Origin of the sequence: Micromonospora sp. BL1 (genome assembly GCF_003667485.1) — a bacterium.
GTDB classification, from domain to species: domain Bacteria; phylum Actinomycetota; class Actinomycetes; order Mycobacteriales; family Micromonosporaceae; genus Micromonospora; species Micromonospora tulbaghiae.
Genome location: NZ_RCVK01000267.1, coordinates 1 through 17030 on the forward strand (window position 1 = coordinate 1; position 17030 = coordinate 17030).

Below are 17030 nucleotides of genomic sequence, written 5' to 3' on the forward strand. Positions count from 1 at the left end.
TCCCCCGCCCGGCCCCACCCGGCCACCGTCGCGAGCGTCTCGGCGCCCCGCCGGGCGGCCGCGCCCGCGGACTCCAGCACCACGGCGGCCACCCCGTCGCCCAGCAGCAGGCCCTTGCGGCCGGCGCTGAACGGGCGCACCGCGCCGTCGGCGGCGAGCGCCCGGCCGGCGTCGAACAGCGCGTACTGGTCCGGTTCGACCAGGTAACCGGCCGCGACCACGACCCGCTCCAGGTCGCCCCGGCGGATCAGCGCCGCCGCGTCGGCGACCGCGCTGCTCGCCGACACGCAGGCCGTGGTGTAGATCCGGGTACGCCCACCGATGCCGCACCGTGCGGCCAGGTGACCGGCGAGCGCCGGCACCGTCGGCTCGTCCCACCCCCGAGGTACGGGCAGCGAGTACGGCCCGCCGTGGGTGGCCAGGAACAGCGCCGACTCCGCCCGCCCGGCCCGGTCCAGTCCGGCAGCCCGGGCGGCGGCGTCGATCGCGTCGGCCAGCTCGCCGGCGAGCGTACCGACGTCCGGCGTTGTGGCCGCCACCGTCACCCGGCGGCCCGTGGTGTCGAAACGGCGCACCGGCGCGAACGCCGGGGTGCCGGTGAGCACCCCGGCCAGCAGCGCGTCGGCGCCCCTGCCGAGGGCGCTGAGCGCGTACGTGCCGGTGATCCGTACGGTCTCCCGCTCAGCCATCTGCGGGAGCGGTGAGAGAGCCACGGAACACCGCGAGCGCGTCGTCGACGGTGCGGATGCCGGCGAGTTCGTCGTCGCTCAGGTCCAGCCGGCGGTCGTAGCGTTGCTCGACCATGTGCACCAGCCAGGCCAGCTCCATCGAGCCGAGCCGGTCCGGCACCTGGTCGGCCGGGCTCGCGGTCAGTTCGGCGAGCATGCTCACCAGGTCAGCTCGCCCCAGGTCGGGCTGACCGGACATCAGGACTTGTCGCTGTTCGCGGCCACCCGGTCGGCGACCATCGTGGTGAACTCGCCGACCGTCATCAGCGCCATCTTCTCCGACTCGTCGTCGGCGAACTTCAGGCCGTACCGGTCCTCGACGCGGACCGCGAGGTCGGCCAGGGCCAGCGACTCCAGGTCGACGCCGGACGGGCCGAGCGTGGTGTCGTCGTCGAGCTCCTCCACGTCGTAGTTCATGTCGGCGAGCTGTTCGACGACGAAGGTGCGGACCTCGTCTCGCATGGGTTCAGACCTCTTCTCCGTGTACCGGCTGACGGTGCCCGGTCGGGACACCGCGTGCGTGTGAACCGGCCGGCTCGGGCGCGCGGGTCGCGCGTTGCCCGGCCGGTCCGGGGCGGGATTCGGGGTGGACCGGACGTCCGGCGGGCGTCCGGTGGGTGTGCGGCTCGTACAGGGGGCCGGTCACGACGCCGCGTCCCGCAGCGCCGGGACGGACCGGACCAGCTTTCCGGTGGTGGTGCGGGGCATCTGGTCGAGCAGGCGCAGCGTGCGGGGACGTTTGAAGCCGGCCAGCCGTTCGGCGATGAGCTTGTCGAGCGTCTCCTCGGTCGGCGAGCCGTCGGTCTGGACGTACGCGGTGATGCCGTCGTCCCAGACCACCACCGCGGCGAGGACGCCGGGCAGCCCGGCCACAGTGGCCTCCACCTCGGTCAGGTCGACCTTCAGGCCGCCCACCGACACCTGCGAGTCCAGCCGGCCCTTGATGGTGACCAGACCGGTCTCCGGGTCGACCACGCCGGCGTCGCGGGTGTGCAGCCAGCCGTCGGCCCACCGGGTCGGGTCGGCCAGTCCGACGTACGGGTCGGCCGGGCAGCTCACCCACAGCTCGCCGTCGCGCTCGCGTACCTCGATGCCGGGGGCGGGCGCGATGGCGGGACGGTGCCGCCCGTACAGGTCGGTGCCGATGACGCCGACCTCGGTCATCCCGTACATGTTGCCCAGCGGCACGCCGTAGCGGTCGGTGAACGCGTTCGCCACGGCGGCGGGCACCAGCTCGCCGCCGGTGGTCATGCGCTTGAGCTGCGGCAGCGGCCCGGCCGGCGTGGTGGAGGCGAGCAGCCCGATGTGGAACGGGACGCCGAGCACCGTGGCCGGGGTGTCCTGCGCGGCGACGGCGGCGAGGATCGCGTCGCCGCTGAGCCGCTCCGGCGGGCACAGCTCGACGCCCGCGTGCAGCCCGTAGAGCAGGCCGCCGACCAGGCCGAGCACGTGCACCATGCTGGGCAACAGGATGATCCGCTCACCGGGCAGGGCGACACCGTCGATGCGGGTGTAGCGGTGCACCTCGGCGACCAGGTCGGCGGCGGTGCGGCCGATCACCTTGGACGGTCCGGTGGAGCCGGAGCTGAGCTGGATCACCGCGTGCGGGCTGCCCGCCGGGCGGTCGGAGTACGCGCTCACCCCGGCGGTGACGTCGACGAAGATCCGCAGCGCGCCGCCGCCGGTCCGGGTCGGGGCGACCACCACCTGCGGGCTGAGCCGGCGCAGCGCCTGGTCGACCTCGTGGTCGGTGAGCCGGTGGTCGAGCAGCACCGCCTGGGCGCCGGTACGCCAGGTGGCGAGCAGATGAGCCACGTACGCCAGCGAGGGCGGCAGGCGCAGCGCGGCGGCGCCTCCGGCGCGCAGCCCGGCCCCGGCGAGCCGGTCCTGGGCCTCGCCGACGAGCCGGCGCAGCGTGCCCTTGTCCACCGGTTCAGGCAGGCGCAGGCAGACGTCGGTGTCGCGGCCGGTGAACAGGATGTCGTCCACCCAGTCCACCGTCGTCGAGGCAGGATCTTCCGCCACGGGATGTGCAGTCACGACCAGCCACCGTTCCACTGAGGAACTGGGCGGATCCGCCCAGCGGGTACGTCGTTCGGGGTATGGCGGAACCCTACGACGCCCCTCTTCTGCATCGCCAGATGCAAATGGCTAGATCCAAAACAGCGGCTGGGTGGATTGCTCAGGCTCGATCGGACAGGCAGGATCGGGGCCACGCCGGCAAGGTAGTCCGCCGGCCGCCGGATGCTGTGCGCTCGCAGAGCCCGCCGCGGCTACGCTCACGGCATGTTCCGTGCGGCCCGGCCCGACGACTTCCCGCAGGTCATCCGCCTCTACCGGCAGCTCAACCCGGACGACCCGCACCTGCGCGACGGCTCCGACGAACGGGCCTTCGCGCGGATCCTGGCCACCGAGGGGCTGCACCTGTTCGTGCTCGACCTGGACGGCGCGGTCGTCGCCACCACGTACCTCAACGTGATCCCCAACTTGAGCCGGTCGGCGTCGCCCTACGCGGTGATCGAGAACGTGGTCGTGGACGAGTCGCGGCGCGGCACCGGCCTGGGCAGGCAGATCATGGCCGGCACGCTGCGGGCCGCCTGGGACGCGGGCTGCTACAAGGCGATGCTCATGACCGGGTCGCGCTCGCCCGCGACCCACGCCTTCTACCTGGCCTGCGGGTTCTCCGGCGACGCGAAGACCGCGTACCTGGCCCGGCCGTCGTGACGGTCAGCGTTCGCCCGCCGGTGGGGGCGCGGCGCCGCGCAGCACCAGCGCACTGTTGAACCCGTCGAAGCCGCGCGCGCCGACCAGCGCGATCCGGCTGCGCGGCGGGCGGGGCTGGCGCAGGAACGTCAGCTCGCAGCCGGGCGCCGGCTCGTCCGGGCCGGCCGAGGCGGGCAGCATCCCACGGCGGAACGCCAGCAGCGCGGTGGCCGCGTCCAGCGCCGACCCGCCCTGGTGCGCCCGCCCGGTCAGCGGCTTCTGCGTGGTCACCGGCGGCGTCCGGTCGCCGAACACGGCGCGCAGCGCCGCCGCCTCGGCCCGGTCGTGCGCGGGCACGCCGAGCGCGTCCGGCCAGATCACGTCCACGTCGTGCGGTCGTACCCCGGCGCGCTCCAGCGCCAGCCGCAGCGCGCGGGCGTAGTGGGCCGGTTCGGGGCCGGTCGCCGGGTCGGTGGGCGCGGCGTCGTGGGTGGCGGCCCAGCCGGTGATCTCCCCGTAGACGCGGGCGCCCCGGGCCAGCGCGTGGCCGAGCTCCTCCACCACGAAGACCGCGCCGCCCTCGGCCGGCACGTATCCACTGGCCGCGACGTCGAACGGCCGGTACGCCCGCTCCGGGTCGGACACGTCGCTGAGCAGGCCGGAGCGGAGCTGGCAGGCGAGCGCGTACGGGCTCAGCGGGCACTCGGTCGCCCCAGCGATCACCACCGGGGTGCCCCGGCGGATGGTGCGCACCGCGTGCGCCAGGCTGTCCAGCCCGCCGGCCGACTCGGACACGGTCACCCCGGACGGTCCCTTGAACTGGTGGCGGATCGACAGCTGCCCCACGCTCGCGGCGTAGAACCAGGCGATCGACTGGTACGCCCCGACGGTGCGGCTCGGACCGCCCCAGAGCCGTTGCAGCTCCCGCTGCCCGAACAGGTTGCCGCCCGACGAGCTGGCGAGCGTGACCGCCCACTTGTACGGGTCGGGCGACACCTCGGGCAGCCCGGCGTCGGCGAGCGCCAGCTTGGTGGCGGCGAAGCCGAGGTGGGTCCACCTGTCGGTCTGCACCCGCTGCCGGGTGTCGCTGAACCCGGCCGGGTCGAAGCCGGCCACCTCCCCGGCCACCCGGGTCGGGTACCGCTCCGGGTCGAACAGCGTGATCGGCCCGGTGCGGCGGGTGCCGGCGAGCACGGTGTTCCAGTGCGCCTCGGCGCCGACGCCGCTGGGCGCGACCACGCCGATGCCCGTCACCACGGCCCGCGCGGTCACGGTGCCGTCCTTGTTCGCGACTGCGGGGCTCGCAAACCCGGCTCACTCCTCGCGCTCACGGTGCCGTCCTTGTTCGCGACTGCGGGGCTCGCAAACCCGGCTCACTCCTCGCGCTCACGGTGCCGTCACCGCCAGACGGCGGAACACCATCGCCGACTGGAAGCCGCCGAAGCCGCTGCCCACCGACAGCGCCACGTCCACCGGCACCTCCCGGGCCTCGTTCGGCACGTAGTCCAGGTCGCACTCCGGGTCGCGGGTGCTCCAGTTCGCGGTGGGCGGCACCACGCCGTACTCGATGGCGAGCGCGCAGGCGGCCATCTCGATCGAGCCGATGGCGCCCAGCGAGTGGCCGACCATCGACTTGATCGAGCTGATCGGCACCCGGTACGCCGTCTCCCCCAGCGCCCGCTTGAACGCGGCCGTCTCGTGCCTGTCGTTCTGCCGGGTGCCGGAGCCGTGCGCGCTGACGTACGACACGGCCGTCGGGGCGAGCCGGGCCTGCCGCAGCGCGTCGCTGATCGCCACCGCCATCTCCGCGCCGTCGGGGCGCAGCCCGGTCATGTGGAAGCCGTTGCTGCGGCTGGCGTACCCGGCGACCTCGCAGTAGACGTGCGCGCCCCGGCGCCGGGCGTGCTCGGCCTCCTCCAGCACCAGCACCGCGGCGCCCTCGGCGAGGACGAACCCGTGCCGGTCGGCGTCGAACGGCCGGGAGGCGTGCTCCGGGTCGTCGTTGTCCGGGCTGGTCGCGCCGATCGCGTCGAACGAGGCGACGGTCACCGGGGAGATCGGCGAATCGGCGGCGCCGGCGAGCACCACGTCGGCCTCGCCGTCGGCGACGAGCTGGTGGGCGTACCCGATCGCGTCGATGCCGGAGGTGCAACCCGTGGAGATCACCTGGGCCGGTCCGTGCAGGCCGTGCCGGCAGGCCACGTCGGCGGCCAGGCTGCTGGGCACCAGCGCCTGGTAGAGGTACGGGCCGCCGAGCGCGTGGTCGACCAGCCAGTGCCGGCCGGAGTCGCTGACCCGCACGTACTCCTGCTCCAGGGCCATGGTCCCGCCGACCGCGGTGCCGAGCACCACCCCGGCGCGTTCCCGCTGCGCGTCGGTGAGGGTGAGGCCGCTGTCCGCGAGCGCCTCGGCGGAGCAGGCGAGCGCGAACTGCACGTACCGGTCGGCGCGCTGCCGCTCGGCGAGCGTGATCCCGGCCGCGTCCGGGTCGAAGTCGCACTCGGCGGCGATCTGCGACCGGAACGGCGACGGGTCGAAGAAGCTGATCCGCCGTGTCGCGGTGCGCCCCTCGGTGATCGTCTTCCAGAAGCGGTCCCGGGTGGCGCCGCCGGGTGCGACGACGCCGATGCCGGTGACCACCGTGCGCCGGCCGGTCACGACGGCTCCCGTGGTGGCGGCGCCGCGCTCTCGGTGTCGACGTGGCCGAGTTCCGGGCGCGGCGCGAGCGGTCCGAGATGGAACACCACCTCGGCGGGCTCGTCGCCGGTGTTGCGCAGCCGGTGCCGGACATCCTTCGGTACGTAGAGCGCCTCCCCGGCGGCGACCGGCACCGGCACGTCGTCCAGGTCGACGGTGATCGCGCCACGGGCGACGTAGAGGAACTCCTCGCTGTACGGGTGGTAGTGCTCGGCGATCCGCTCCCCCGGCGCGAGCGTGGCGACGCCCATGAAACCGGAGGTGCTGCCGACTGTCTTCGGGCCGAGCAGCACCCGCAGTTCCCCGCCGCGGCGGCGGTCGGCCGGTACGTCGTGGACGGAGACCCGGGCGGTGGTGGTGTCGGTCATCGCGCGCCTCCCGCGTGCGCCCGCTCGATCTTCTCCTTGATCACGGCGAGCTGGATCGTGCTGTTGGTGTTGATCCGGTTGGTCATGCCGGCGTTGTCGACGGGTGCGTCCGGTTTCATCGCGAAGTCCTGCGTCCAGGTCATCCGGGTGCCGCCGGGGATCTCGGCGTAGCGCCAGTGGATGCGCATGTACTCGAACGGGCCGGTCTCGACGCGCCGGGCGTGCACCTCGCGGGTGGCCGGGTCGGCGGTGCGCTCGCTGACCCAGCTCCACGCCACGCCGTTCTCGTCGGGGTGCATGGTGAGCCGGAAGCGCACCGTGTCGCCGTCGCGGTGCAGGATCTCCGCGGTCGCGTACTCGGTGAACAGGTCCGGCCACCGGGCCACGTCGTTGGTGATCTCCCAGACCAGCGGCAGCGGCGCGGCGATCTCCACGGCGTTCTCGGTGTGCCCGGGCGGGTCCGCCTTGCGGGCCACCAGGTCGGCGACGCCGGCGATGCTGAGCTGCGCGGCCTGTTCGGGGATCTTCACCCGCCACCGGTCGGCCACCACCGCCGACAGTTCGAGCAGAGCCAGCGAGTCCATGCCCAGTTCCTCCAGGCTCGCGGCGGGCGCGCCGGCGGCGGCGTCCGGGTCCAGGCCGCAGTGCGTGACCAGGATGTCGGTGATCTCGCGGGCGAGCGGGCGGTCGGGGGCGACGGTCATCGGTTCCTCCAGGTGGTCGGGCCGGCGGCGGGCACGGCGCTGACGGGGGTACGGCCGCCCGGCTCGGCGCGCGGGTCGGGCACGACGGCCCGCGCCGCCTCGGCCGGCGGGCCGTCACCGGCGGGTGGGGCGTCGGTCGTTGGGGAGTCGTCGGCCGGTGGGGCGAGCAGGCGTTCCACCAGGGCGGTGGTGTGCCGGGCGGCGCGGAACGCCGGGTCGCGCAGCACCCGCCGGGCGAACGGGATAGTGGTGCGCACGCCGGGACCGGCCACGTCGAACTCGGCCAGCGCCCGGTCGAGCCGGTCCAGCGCGGCGTCCCGGTCCGGCGCCCACACCGCCACCTTCGCCAGCAGCGAGTCGTAGTGCGGGCTGACCAGGTAGCCGACGTGTCCGTGGGTGTCGACCCGGGTGAACGGGCCGCCCGGCGGCCGGAACCGGTCCAGCCGGCCGGGTGCGGGCGCGAAGTCGCGATCCGGGTCCTCCACGTTGACCCGGCACTCGATCGCCACGCCGTCCAGCCGTACGTCGGACTGGCGCAGCCGCAGCGGCGTGCCGAACGCCACGTGCAGCTGTTCCTGCACGAGGTCGATGCCGGTGACCATCTCGGTGACCGGGTGTTCCACCTGGATCCGGCAGTTGATCTCCAGGAAGTGGCAGCGTTCGGCCTCGTCGACCAGGAACTCGACGGTTCCGGCGCCGGTGAAGCCGACCGACAGCGCGCCGCGCAGCGCCACCTCGGCGACCGTGTCCAGGGTGGCCTGCCGCAGCGCGGGCGCGGGCGCCTCCTCGATCAGCTTCTGGTGCCGGCGCTGCACCGAGCAGTCCCGGGTGCCCAGGTGCACGCCGTTGCCGTGGCCGTCGCAGAGCACCTGCACCTCGACGTGGCGGGCGTCGGCGAGGTACCGCTCGACGTACACCCGGTCGTCGCCGAACGCGACCTGGGCGGCGGCGCGGGTGCGGGCGTACGCGCGGGGCAGCTCGGCGGCCGAGCGCACCACAGTCATGCCGCGCCCGCCACCGCCCGCCGCGGCCTTCACGATCACCGGGTAGCCCACCTCGGCGGCCACCTCCTGCGCCTCGGCGACGGTGGGCAGGGTCCGGACGCTGCCCGGCGGCAGCGGCAGCCCGGCCCGGCTCATCAGCGCCCGGGCCGTCGACTTGTCCGCGAGCGCGGCCATCACCTGCGGCGGCGGGCCGACGAAGACCAGCCCGTTCTCGGCGCAGATCTCGGCGAAGTCGGCGTCCTCGGACAGGAACCCGTAACCGGGGTGGACCGCCTGCGCGCCGGTCTGCCGGGCGGCCTCCACGATCGCCGCGGCGTTGAGGTAGCTGCGGCGGCTGGCCGCCGGGCCGATCCGTACCGCCTCGTCGGCCAGCCGCACCGGCAGCGAGTCGGCGTCGGCGCTGGAGTGCACCACCACCGTGCGCACGCCGAGTTCCCGGCAGGCGCGCAGCACCCGCAGCGCGATCTCGCCCCGGTTGGCGATCAGCACCTTGTCGAACATCAGGAGTCCTGTCCGGTGACCGGTTCCAGGGCGATCAGCGGCTGGTCGTACTCGACGGGCTTGCCGTCGTCGACGAGCACCTCGACCACCCGTCCGGCCTGGCCGGCGGTCACCTCGTTCATCAGCTTCATGGCCTCGACGATGCCGACCACCTGGCCCGGCCGGACCAGGTCGCCGACCGCGACGAACGGCATCGCCCCGGGCTCGGGGGCGCGGTAGAACGTGCCGACCACCGGTGAGCGCACGGCCGGCCGGTCGGCCACCGGCACCGCGCGTGCGGCGGGTTCGGCGGCCCGGGCGGGGAGCGCCTCGGCCGGTTCGGCGGCGCGCTGCGCGGGTGCCGCCGGATCGTGCCACTCGACCTCCAGCACCGACTCGCCGCTACGCAGCCGCACCCGGCGTACCGGCCCGGCCAGGTCGGCGACGAGCTTGCGGGCCTGCCGGCGCAGCCCGTCGAGCACCTGCTCGGCCTCGGCGTCGGCCATCACGCCACCTCCGCCCGACCCGCCGCGGGTGTGGCCGGGGACGGGCCGGCGGCGGCCGAGCGGGCCGCGCCGAAGCGGCGGAAGCGCTGCCGGCGGCGGCGGACCAGGGTGGCCGGAGGGACGGTGAGCAGCGGGGCGAGGTTCGCCGCGACCGCCCGGCGCAGCAGCTCGGCCGCGCCGCCCGGGTCGGCGTGTGCGGCCGGGCGCGGCTCCGGCACCAGCTCGTCGACCACGCCGAGGCGGCACAGGTCGGCGCCGGTGAGCCGCAGCGCGCGGGCCGCCTGCGGGGCGGCCGAGCTGTCCGGCCAGAGGATCGCGGCGCAGCCCTCCGGGCTGATCACCGAGTAGACGGCGTGCTCCAGCATGAGCACCCGGTCGGCGACCGCGAGCGCGAGCGCGCCGCCGCTGCCGCCCTCCCCGGTGACCACCGCCACCACCGGCGTGGGCAGCACGGTGAGCGCGAGGATGTTCTCCGCGATCGCCGCCGCCTGGCCCTGCTGCTCGGCGCTCACCCCCGGGTCCGCGCCCGGCGTGTCCACCAGCGTCACCACCGGCAGCCGCAGCCGCGCCGCGAGACGCATCAACCGCAGCGCCTTGCGGTGCCCGGCCGGGCTGGCCATGCCGAAGTTGCGGGTGACCAGCTCGGCGGTGGTGTGTCCCTTCTGGTGGCCGATCACCATCACCGGCCGGCCGTCCAGGCGGGCGATGCCGCCGACGACCGCCGGGCAGTCCGCGCCGAGCCGGTCGCCGTGCAGCTCCACGAACCCGTCGAACGCGGTCTCCAGGTAGTCCAGTGTGGTCGGGCGGCCCGGGTGCCGCGCCGTGCGTACCGTCTCCCAGGGGTCGCGGTCCGGCCGTGCAGGTGCGGTCGGCGCGGTGGCCGGCGCGCGCGGGACGGGCGGGGTCTCGGGCGCGCGGCGGCCCGCCTCGGCGGCGGCGAGCAGCGCGGCGAGCCGGCCCCGCAGCGCGTGCCGGGGCACCACCATGTCCACCTGGCCGTGGCGCAGCAGGTACTCCGCAGTCTGGAAGCCCTCCGGCAGCTTCGCGCCGGTGACCTGGCGGATCACCCGGGGCCCGGCGAAACCCAGCCGGGCGCCGCTCTCGGCCAGCACCAGGTCGGTGTTGGTGGCGAAGGAGGCGGCCACGCCGCCGTACGTGGGATCGGTGACCACGCTGACCGTGAGCAGGCCCGCCTCCCGCATCCCGGCGAGGGCCTGGCTGACTGTGGCCATCTGCATCAGCGACAGCGCGCCCTCCTGCATCCGCGCGCCGCCGGACGCGGTCACCAGCACCAGCGGGATGCCGTCGGCCAGCGCCCGCTCGGCGGTCCGGGTGATCAGCTCACCGACCGCGCAGCCGAGGCTGCCGCCGAGGAAGCGGAAGTCCATCACCGCCAGCGCGACCGGGTGCCCGCCCAGCCGGGCGGTGCCGCAGAGCACCGCCTCGTCCAGTCCGGTCGCCGCGCGGGCCGCGCCGAGCCGGTGCGGGTACGGCAGCTCGTCGACGAATTCGATCGGGTCGACGCGTACCGCCCGGTCGGGCAGCGGGACGAACGAGTCCGGGTCGGCCAGCTGCGCCACCCGGTCCGGCGCGTCCAGCCTCGCGTGCGAGCCGCACTCCGGGCAGACGTCCAGGTTGCGGCGCAGCCGTTTGCGGTAGAGCAGCGACGCGCACCCGTCGCACCTCGACCAGAGCTGCTCGTCGCGCGGTGCGGTCGTGGTCACCGTGGCCGCCCGGCGATGTCGTGGGCCGGCGCGTCGTAGCGGTAGAAGCAGTGCGCCATCGCGTCGCGCGGCGATCGCCAGGTCGGCAGGTACGGCGAGATGTACGGCCGCAGCCGCTCGCTGATCCGGACGAACTCCGGATGGCCGCGGTTGTCCTCCACCGCGCCCTGCGCCGGCGTCTCCGTCTCCAGCAGATGGACATAGAGGTCGTGCAGCCGGTACAGCGAGCGGTGCCGGACCCCGACCAGGCCGGGCAGCTCGGTCGCGTCGGACTCGGCGAAGATCTCGGCCACCCGGTCCTCGGCCGTCGGCACCACCTTGGCGACGATGAGCGAACGGTCCATTCGCGCCTCCTGCACGTCCCGGTGCGCGGCGAACCGGTCGCGCCGCACGGATTGCCACACGGTCGCGCCGGCGGCGTCTACCGGGCGTCAACCGGGCCCCATCGCGGCACAAACATGGTGACGCTGCGTTGACGCAAGCTGTGCGTGAGCTATGCGAAGATCGCCTTCCGGTTTCCGGGTCGGCGACACTTATTCGCAGATCACGGCCGTGTTACGGGTCCGCAGCGGACAGTCAGGTGGCCGACCGACCGTTGACTGAGAGTAACAGGGATTGATATTCTCCGTCTCGGTCAGCCCGGCCACGGCGGAGGTTCCCGACCGTGGCGGAGGCGTTCCGACACCGGCGTCGCGGGCGACGGTCCGGGCAACGCAAACGGTCGGGACGAGGGTTCCGGTGCTGGGGGGTGCGCCGTGGCGGGTGGATCGAGAATGCCGACGGCGGGCGAACCCGCCCCACGGGTGTCACTGCACCTGCTCGGCGGCTTCCAACTGCTGCACGACGACACTCCGGTGGTCGTGCCCCGGGGCTTGCAGCGCGTCATCGCGCTGATCGGCCTGCGCCCGGCCGCGACCCGCAGCCACCTCGCCGGGCTGCTGTGGCCGGAGACGCCGGAGGAGCGGGCACTGTCGTCGCTGCGGACCGCGCTGTGGCGGCTGCGGCAGGACCCGTGCTGCCCGCTGCGCACCGACGGCGACACCGTCCGGCTCGGACCCACCGTCCGCCTCGACGTGGACGACCTGGTGGAGACCGCGGCGCTGGTCCGCGAGGGCGCCGTCCCGCGCGGCGCCGCCGGCGCCGGCCGGCACGACCTGCTCCCGGGCTGGTACGACGACTGGGTGCTGCTGGAACGCGAACGGCTGCGCCAGCTACGCCTGCACATGCTCGAGGAACTCGCCGGCAACCACCTCACCGCCGGGCGGCACGGCGAGGCGCTGGAGGCCGCGCTGGAGGCGATGGCCGCCGAACCGCTGCGGGAGACCCCGCACCGCCTGGTGGTCCGCATCCACCTGGCCGAGGGCAACGCGTTCGAGGCGGTCCACTCCTTCTACGTCTACCGCGATCTGCTCCTGCGCGAGCTGCGCCTGGAACCGTCCCCGGCGATGACCGCGCTGCTCGACGAGACGCTCGCGCCGATCCGCAAGGCCAGCCGCCCGGACCCGCCGCCGCGGCGCCGCACGGACCGGACCGCCAAACCGGCGCCGCGCGCCCCCACCGCACCGCCGCCACCACCATCAATGCCCCGGGGTACGCGGTGACGGCGAGGTGACAGCGCGACCGGCACGGTGAGGCCAGCACCACGGCGGCGAGAGGGGTCACGATGAGTCGACTGTTGGTGGTCAGCCGGATCGTGCCGGGCGCACAGGGACGGGTGGCGCAGATCTTCGCCGAGGCCGACGCCACCGAACTGCCGCACCTCACCGGCGTCCGGCACCGGTCGCTGTACTACCTGCACGACCTGTGCGTCCATCTGATGGAGACCGTCGACGTCGCCCCCGGGCTGACCGCGGAACTGCGCGACAACCCGCTCTACGAGCAGGTGAACAAGCGGCTCTCCGCGCACACCTCCCCGTACCTGCCGACCTGGCACTCCCCCCGCGACGCGGTGGCCGGCTGCTTCTACAGCTGGGACGCCGCCGACGCGCCTGCGCCCGACCGGATCCACTGACCGGCCACGGGCGACGGACGGGACGCCCCGGAACCACGCACGGCACCCAGGTTCCGGGGCGTCTCCCTGCCCCGCGAAGCCGCTCGATCCCGGCTTCCGGCACACGCTCGGTCATCCCCCGGGCACCGGCCGACACCGCCGGTCCCACCGCCGCGGCCCGGCCCCGGGCTGCCTGTCGTGCGCCGCGCGCGTGTGCGAAGCTGCCCCGAGTCTTTCGCCACCGTCGTGCACGTACATAGAAGGAGGTTGGCCATGCCGTCGAGCTTCGGGCAGTGGCTGTTCGTGATACTGGCCCTGCTCATCGGATTCGGCGTCGGCTGGTTCGTCGTCGGCCGCCGCCGGTCCGGCACCCCGGCGACGCCCACGGTGGAGACCACCCCCGCGGTGACCGCCACCGTCGACGAGCCGCGCCCGGTCGCGGTGGTCGACGAGCCCCCGGCGACCGCCACGGTGGCCGAGCAGCCCGCGCCCACCGAGACGGCGACCGCCGAGCCGGCCGTCGCCACCACCGCCCGTGCCGCCGACGAGCCGGTGGCCGTGGCCGAGCCGGTCACCGGTGCCGCCGACCGTCCGGTGGACGAGCCGGTGACCGCCTCCACGACCGCCGTTGTGGACGAGCCCGCCACCACCTCGACCTCCACCGGTGTGGACGAGCCGGTCGCCACTCCGGCGCTCGTCGCCGAGTCGGAGCCCCTCGCGGTGGAGCCGGAGCGGGCGCCCGTCGCCGTGCCGGCGCAGTCGGCGCCCGCTGACGAGCCGGAGGCTCCGGCAACGACGTCGACTGCTGGTTCGGCCACGGCGGAGGCAGCGGCGTCGCCGGTGGAGACCGCCGAGCAGGTGGAGACGGTCGAGCCGGCCGAGCAGCTAGCCGCGCTGGCCGTGGTGCCCGCGCCGCGGGCCTCGGCCGAGAACGACGTGCCGGCGGACGCCGCCGGGGACGCGCCGGACGACTTCCGGCGGATCCAGGGCATCGGGCCGAAGATGGCCGCCGCGCTCCAGGACGCCGGGATCCGCACCTACCGGCAGCTCGCCGAGCTGGACGAGGCCGCGCTGCGGCAGACCGTGAAGGCCGCCGGGCTGCGCGCCGCTCCCGGTCTCGCCTCCTGGCCGCAGCAGGCCAAGGTGCTTGCCGGTGCCCCGGCCGACGCCGAGCGGGTGCTGCCGGCGGGCGCCGAGTAGTCCGCACCCGCGTTCCGGGCCGGTGGTGACAGTGGTCGCCACCGGCCCGGCGCGTTTCGCGGGGCCGATCCCGGACGTGCGGCTTGGCCGGCGCGGCCCCTCGGATGGCGGGCGTCACCGCGCCCGGCCCGGAACGATGGCGGAGGGTGACCGGCAGGGGCGTTGTGTCGGAAAGCCGACCGGACGGGGACGGGCTTCGCTACCGTCGGTGAAGGGCCGGGAGGGCCCGCCGCGCGTACCGCCACCCGCAGGAGCATCTCGTGCCCACCGCAGCGCCGGAGCCCGCCGGCCGGCGACCGCCGGTCCGCGATCCGGAGGCGCCGCGCCGGGTGACGCTGCTCGAACTCTTCTTCGACCTGGTCTACGTGGTCGCGCTCGCGTTGATCTCGCGCAACCTGGTCGGGTCGCTGAGCTGGGAGCGGGCCGCCGAGTCGCTGGTCATGCTGATGGCGCTCTGGTGGACCTGGGCGATCACCACGCTGGTCACCGACCTCTACGACCCGCAGCGCACCGAGATCAAGCTGCTGATCGTGGCGGTGATGTTCGGCGCGCTGCTGATGACCACCACCATCCCGGAGGCGTTCGGCTCCCGGGGGCTGGTGTTCGCCGGCACGTACGTGGCGATCCATCTCGGACGCGGGTTGTTCCTGATGCCCGCCGTGCGGCGGGACGCGCAGACGAGCCGCCGGGCCATTCGCATCTTCATCTGGTTCGCCGTGTCGGCGGTGCCGTGGTTGATCGGCGCACTGGCCGCGCACGGCGCCGCCCGGTTGTGGCTCTGGGCCGGCGCCCTGGCCATCGACTATCTGGGGTTCCGGCTGGCGTACCCGGTGCCCGGGCTGGGCGCGGTGCCCGACGCCCAGCGCAACGTCACCGCCGAGCATCTGTCCGAGCGGTACCAGCAGTTCTTCATCATCGCGCTCGGCGACGCCGTGCTGGTCGCGGGCACCGTGTTCAGCACGCACCACTCCGAGGCGGAGAACCTGGCCGCCTTCGCCATCGCGTTCGCCACCACACTGCTGCTCTGGCGCATCTACGTACACAAGTCCGGTGAGCTGCTGCCGCACGCCATCGCCCGGGCCGCCCAGCCGAGCCGGTTCCTCAACACCGCGCCGTACACCCATCTGCTGATGGTGGCCGGCGTGGTGACCACAGCGGCGGGCTTCGACCTGGTCCTGCTGGAACCGACCGGCCACACGCCGCCGGCCTGGCTGGCGGTGATCCTCGGCGGCCCGGCGCTGTTCCTGACCGGCCGGGCCGCCTTCGAGTACGAGGTGTTCAGCCGCATCTCCTCGTCCCGGCCCGGCGGCGTGCTGGCGCTGCTCACGATCGCCCCGGCCGGGTTGTTCCTCGCGCCGGTCTACGCCTCGGCCGGGGCGATGCTGGTGCTGGCCGGGGTGGCGTGCGCCGACTACCGCCGCAGCCGCGGCCGCCCGCCGGAGGAGCCGATGCCACCGCACTGAGGTAATCGGAATCGGCCGTGCCGGCACCGCTGCGCCGTTTGGCGGATCACCCGCACGGGGTACATGGCCTCCACCTCGAATCCACCACAACCCCAGTGGAGGCAACTGATGCGCGGCACCTCGATAGTCGGCGTCCTGGTCGTCATCTGGCTCATCATCGGCGCCATCGCCGCGGGTCAGCGCGGCTACTACGGCAACGACGAAACCAACTGCGCGGAGGCGGGCACGATCCTGGTCACCATCGTGGCCGGCCCGCTGAACTACATCGGCGCCAACCCGAAGGTGGACTGCAAGCTCCCCGAGCCGTCGAAGTAGGCGTCACCCCCGTACTCCCCTCCCGGCCCGCGCCCGCCTGGCGAGCGCGGGCCGTTCCGTGCCCGGGCGCGGTGCGTCATCACCTCTACGGCGTCCTAGGAGGCTGGGTTTCGGGGGGTTTGCCCGCGGAAACGGTGGGAACGGCAGCGGTTCGCCGACGACGGAACGGAGAACCGGGCATGCGGATCGGCTACAAGCTCGCTTCGGAGGCGTTCGGGCCCCAGGAACTCATCCGGCAGGCGGTACGCGCCGAGGAGGCCGGCTTCGACTTCGTCGAGATGAGCGACCACTACCACCCCTGGCTGGAGGTGCAGGGCCACTCCTGCTTCACCTGGAGCGCGCTCGGCGCGATCGCCGCCCGCACCACCACCCTCGGCCTCGCCACCGGCGTCACCTGCCCGTCGGTCCGCTACCACCCGGCGATCGTCGCCCAGGCCGCCGCCACCATGGCGCTGATCTCCGACGGGCGGTTCACGCTCGGGGTGGGCGCCGGCGAGCGGCTCAACGAACACGTCATCGGGCAGGGGTTCCCCAGTGTCCGGGGGCGGCACGAACGGCTGCGCGAGGCGTTGGAGATCATCCGACTGCTCTGGCAGGGCGGCTACCGCTCGTACGACGGCCGGCACCTGAAGCTGGAGGACGCCCGCATCTGGGACCTGCCCGACCAGCCGCCGGTGATCGCCGTGGCCGCCAGTGGCCGGGAGTCGGCCGGTCTGGCGGCCGAGCTGGGCACCGGCCTGTTCGCCACCGAGCCGAAGTCGTCGATCGTCGACCAGTACCGCAACGCCGGCGGCGGGGGTCCGCGCTACGCCGAGGTGCCGATGGCCTGGGCCGCCGACGAGGAGTCGGCGGTACGCGCGGCGAAGGAGACCAGCCGCTGGGCGATCACCGGCTGGAAGGTGATGAGCGAGCTGCCCAACCCGGTGAACTTCGACGCCGCCACCGCCTGGGTCGAGGACCACCACATCCGGCAGCAGTTCTCCGTCGGCCCGGACGCCACGCCGCACGTGGAGAAGGCGCGCACGTACGTCGAGGCCGGCTTCGACCACATCGTGCTGCAGAACGCCGGGCCGGACCCGGACGGCTTCCTGGACTTCTGCGCCCGGGACCTGCTCGCCCGGGTCCGCGCGCTGGGGTCGTAGCCCGCG

The 17030-nt window shown here is 74.3% G+C and carries 19 protein-coding genes; 7 read left to right on the forward strand and 12 right to left on the reverse strand.

Annotated elements, in window-relative coordinates; translation table 11 throughout:
• The 4 genes from EAD96_RS19005 to EAD96_RS19020 all read right to left on the reverse strand — a co-directional run.
• Window positions 1–689 (reverse strand): beta-ketoacyl synthase N-terminal-like domain-containing protein (locus EAD96_RS19005; RefSeq protein ID WP_305034166.1); only part of this gene is annotated, 689 nt, incomplete at its 3' end.
• Window positions 682–927: an acyl carrier protein gene (locus EAD96_RS19010; protein ID WP_120569630.1), complete on the reverse strand. Its 246-nt coding sequence runs from the start codon at window positions 925–927 to the stop codon at window positions 682–684. The genes EAD96_RS19005 and EAD96_RS19010, both read right to left, overlap by 8 nt.
• The gene (locus tag EAD96_RS19015; protein WP_120569629.1) at window positions 927–1190 is read right to left on the reverse strand and encodes an acyl carrier protein; all 264 of its coding nucleotides are present in this window, start codon (window positions 1188–1190) and stop codon (window positions 927–929) included. Before EAD96_RS19015 ends, EAD96_RS19010 begins: the two co-directional genes overlap by 1 nt.
• Before the next feature lie 180 nt (window positions 1191–1370).
• Complete coding sequence (locus EAD96_RS19020; RefSeq protein WP_121685273.1) at window positions 1371–2768, reverse strand: class I adenylate-forming enzyme family protein; 1398 nt, start codon at window positions 2766–2768, stop codon at window positions 1371–1373.
• Between the two features lie 204 nt (window positions 2769–2972).
• Here EAD96_RS19020 and EAD96_RS19025 point away from each other — a divergent pair, with 204 nt between their 5' ends.
• Window positions 2973–3452: a GNAT family N-acetyltransferase gene (locus EAD96_RS19025; RefSeq protein WP_121685258.1), complete on the forward strand. Its 480-nt coding sequence runs from the start codon at window positions 2973–2975 to the stop codon at window positions 3450–3452.
• A 3-nt stretch (window positions 3453–3455) separates the two neighbouring features.
• Here EAD96_RS19025 and EAD96_RS19030 read toward each other — a convergent pair whose 3' ends face one another.
• The 8 genes from EAD96_RS19030 to EAD96_RS19065 form a co-directional block, all read right to left on the reverse strand.
• The gene (locus tag EAD96_RS19030; protein WP_121685259.1) at window positions 3456–4703 is read right to left on the reverse strand and encodes a beta-ketoacyl synthase N-terminal-like domain-containing protein; all 1248 of its coding nucleotides are present in this window, start codon (window positions 4701–4703) and stop codon (window positions 3456–3458) included.
• A gap of 114 nt (window positions 4704–4817) precedes the next feature.
• Complete coding sequence (locus EAD96_RS19035; protein WP_121685260.1) at window positions 4818–6089, reverse strand: beta-ketoacyl synthase; 1272 nt, start codon at window positions 6087–6089, stop codon at window positions 4818–4820.
• Window positions 6086–6496, reverse strand: coding sequence for a cupin domain-containing protein (locus EAD96_RS19040; RefSeq protein WP_018784080.1), 411 nt, complete (start codon window positions 6494–6496; stop codon window positions 6086–6088). The genes EAD96_RS19035 and EAD96_RS19040 overlap by 4 nt, the downstream gene beginning before the upstream one ends.
• Window positions 6493–7200 carry an SRPBCC family protein gene (locus tag EAD96_RS19045; protein WP_121685261.1) on the reverse strand — a complete coding sequence of 236 codons (708 nt, stop codon included), beginning with the start codon at window positions 7198–7200 and terminating at the stop codon, window positions 6493–6495. The genes EAD96_RS19040 and EAD96_RS19045 overlap by 4 nt, the downstream gene beginning before the upstream one ends.
• The gene (locus tag EAD96_RS19050; RefSeq protein WP_121685262.1) at window positions 7197–8705 is read right to left on the reverse strand and encodes an acetyl/propionyl/methylcrotonyl-CoA carboxylase subunit alpha; all 1509 of its coding nucleotides are present in this window, start codon (window positions 8703–8705) and stop codon (window positions 7197–7199) included. Before EAD96_RS19050 ends, EAD96_RS19045 begins: the two co-directional genes overlap by 4 nt.
• Window positions 8705–9190 (reverse strand): acetyl-CoA carboxylase biotin carboxyl carrier protein, encoded by a 486-nt coding sequence (gene accB, locus EAD96_RS19055; RefSeq protein ID WP_120569623.1) that lies wholly within the window; start codon window positions 9188–9190, stop codon window positions 8705–8707. Before accB ends, EAD96_RS19050 begins: the two co-directional genes overlap by 1 nt.
• Window positions 9190–10914, reverse strand: coding sequence for an acetyl-CoA carboxylase carboxyltransferase subunit alpha (locus EAD96_RS19060; protein ID WP_121685263.1), 1725 nt, complete (start codon window positions 10912–10914; stop codon window positions 9190–9192). Before EAD96_RS19060 ends, accB begins: the two co-directional genes overlap by 1 nt.
• Window positions 10911–11258, reverse strand: a complete 348-nt coding sequence (locus tag EAD96_RS19065; protein WP_091418459.1) for a TcmI family type II polyketide cyclase — start codon at window positions 11256–11258, stop codon at window positions 10911–10913. Before EAD96_RS19065 ends, EAD96_RS19060 begins: the two co-directional genes overlap by 4 nt.
• A gap of 411 nt (window positions 11259–11669) precedes the next feature.
• On the opposite strand from EAD96_RS19065, the gene EAD96_RS19070 reads away from it, so the two are divergent.
• From EAD96_RS19070 to EAD96_RS19095, 6 genes are all read left to right on the forward strand, one after another.
• Window positions 11670–12515, forward strand: coding sequence for a BTAD domain-containing putative transcriptional regulator (locus EAD96_RS19070; RefSeq protein ID WP_233586002.1), 846 nt, complete (start codon window positions 11670–11672; stop codon window positions 12513–12515).
• A gap of 62 nt (window positions 12516–12577) precedes the next feature.
• Complete coding sequence (locus EAD96_RS19075) at window positions 12578–12925, forward strand: TcmI family type II polyketide cyclase (protein WP_091417709.1); 348 nt, start codon at window positions 12578–12580, stop codon at window positions 12923–12925.
• 252 nt (window positions 12926–13177) lie between these two features.
• Entirely contained in the window at window positions 13178–14104 is a 927-nt protein-coding gene (locus EAD96_RS19080) for a helix-hairpin-helix domain-containing protein (protein WP_121685265.1), read from the forward strand.
• Window positions 14105–14364: 260 nt separating this feature from the next.
• Window positions 14365–15567: a low temperature requirement protein A gene (locus tag EAD96_RS19085; RefSeq protein WP_121685266.1), complete on the forward strand. Its 1203-nt coding sequence runs from the start codon at window positions 14365–14367 to the stop codon at window positions 15565–15567.
• Between the two features lie 108 nt (window positions 15568–15675).
• On the forward strand, window positions 15676–15882 hold the full coding sequence (locus tag EAD96_RS19090) for a hypothetical protein (protein ID WP_013286658.1): 207 nt from the start codon (window positions 15676–15678) through the stop codon (window positions 15880–15882).
• 179 nt (window positions 15883–16061) lie between these two features.
• Window positions 16062–17024 (forward strand): TIGR03557 family F420-dependent LLM class oxidoreductase, encoded by a 963-nt coding sequence (locus EAD96_RS19095; protein ID WP_121685267.1) that lies wholly within the window; start codon window positions 16062–16064, stop codon window positions 17022–17024.
• Window positions 17025–17030: the final 6 nt, after the last annotated feature.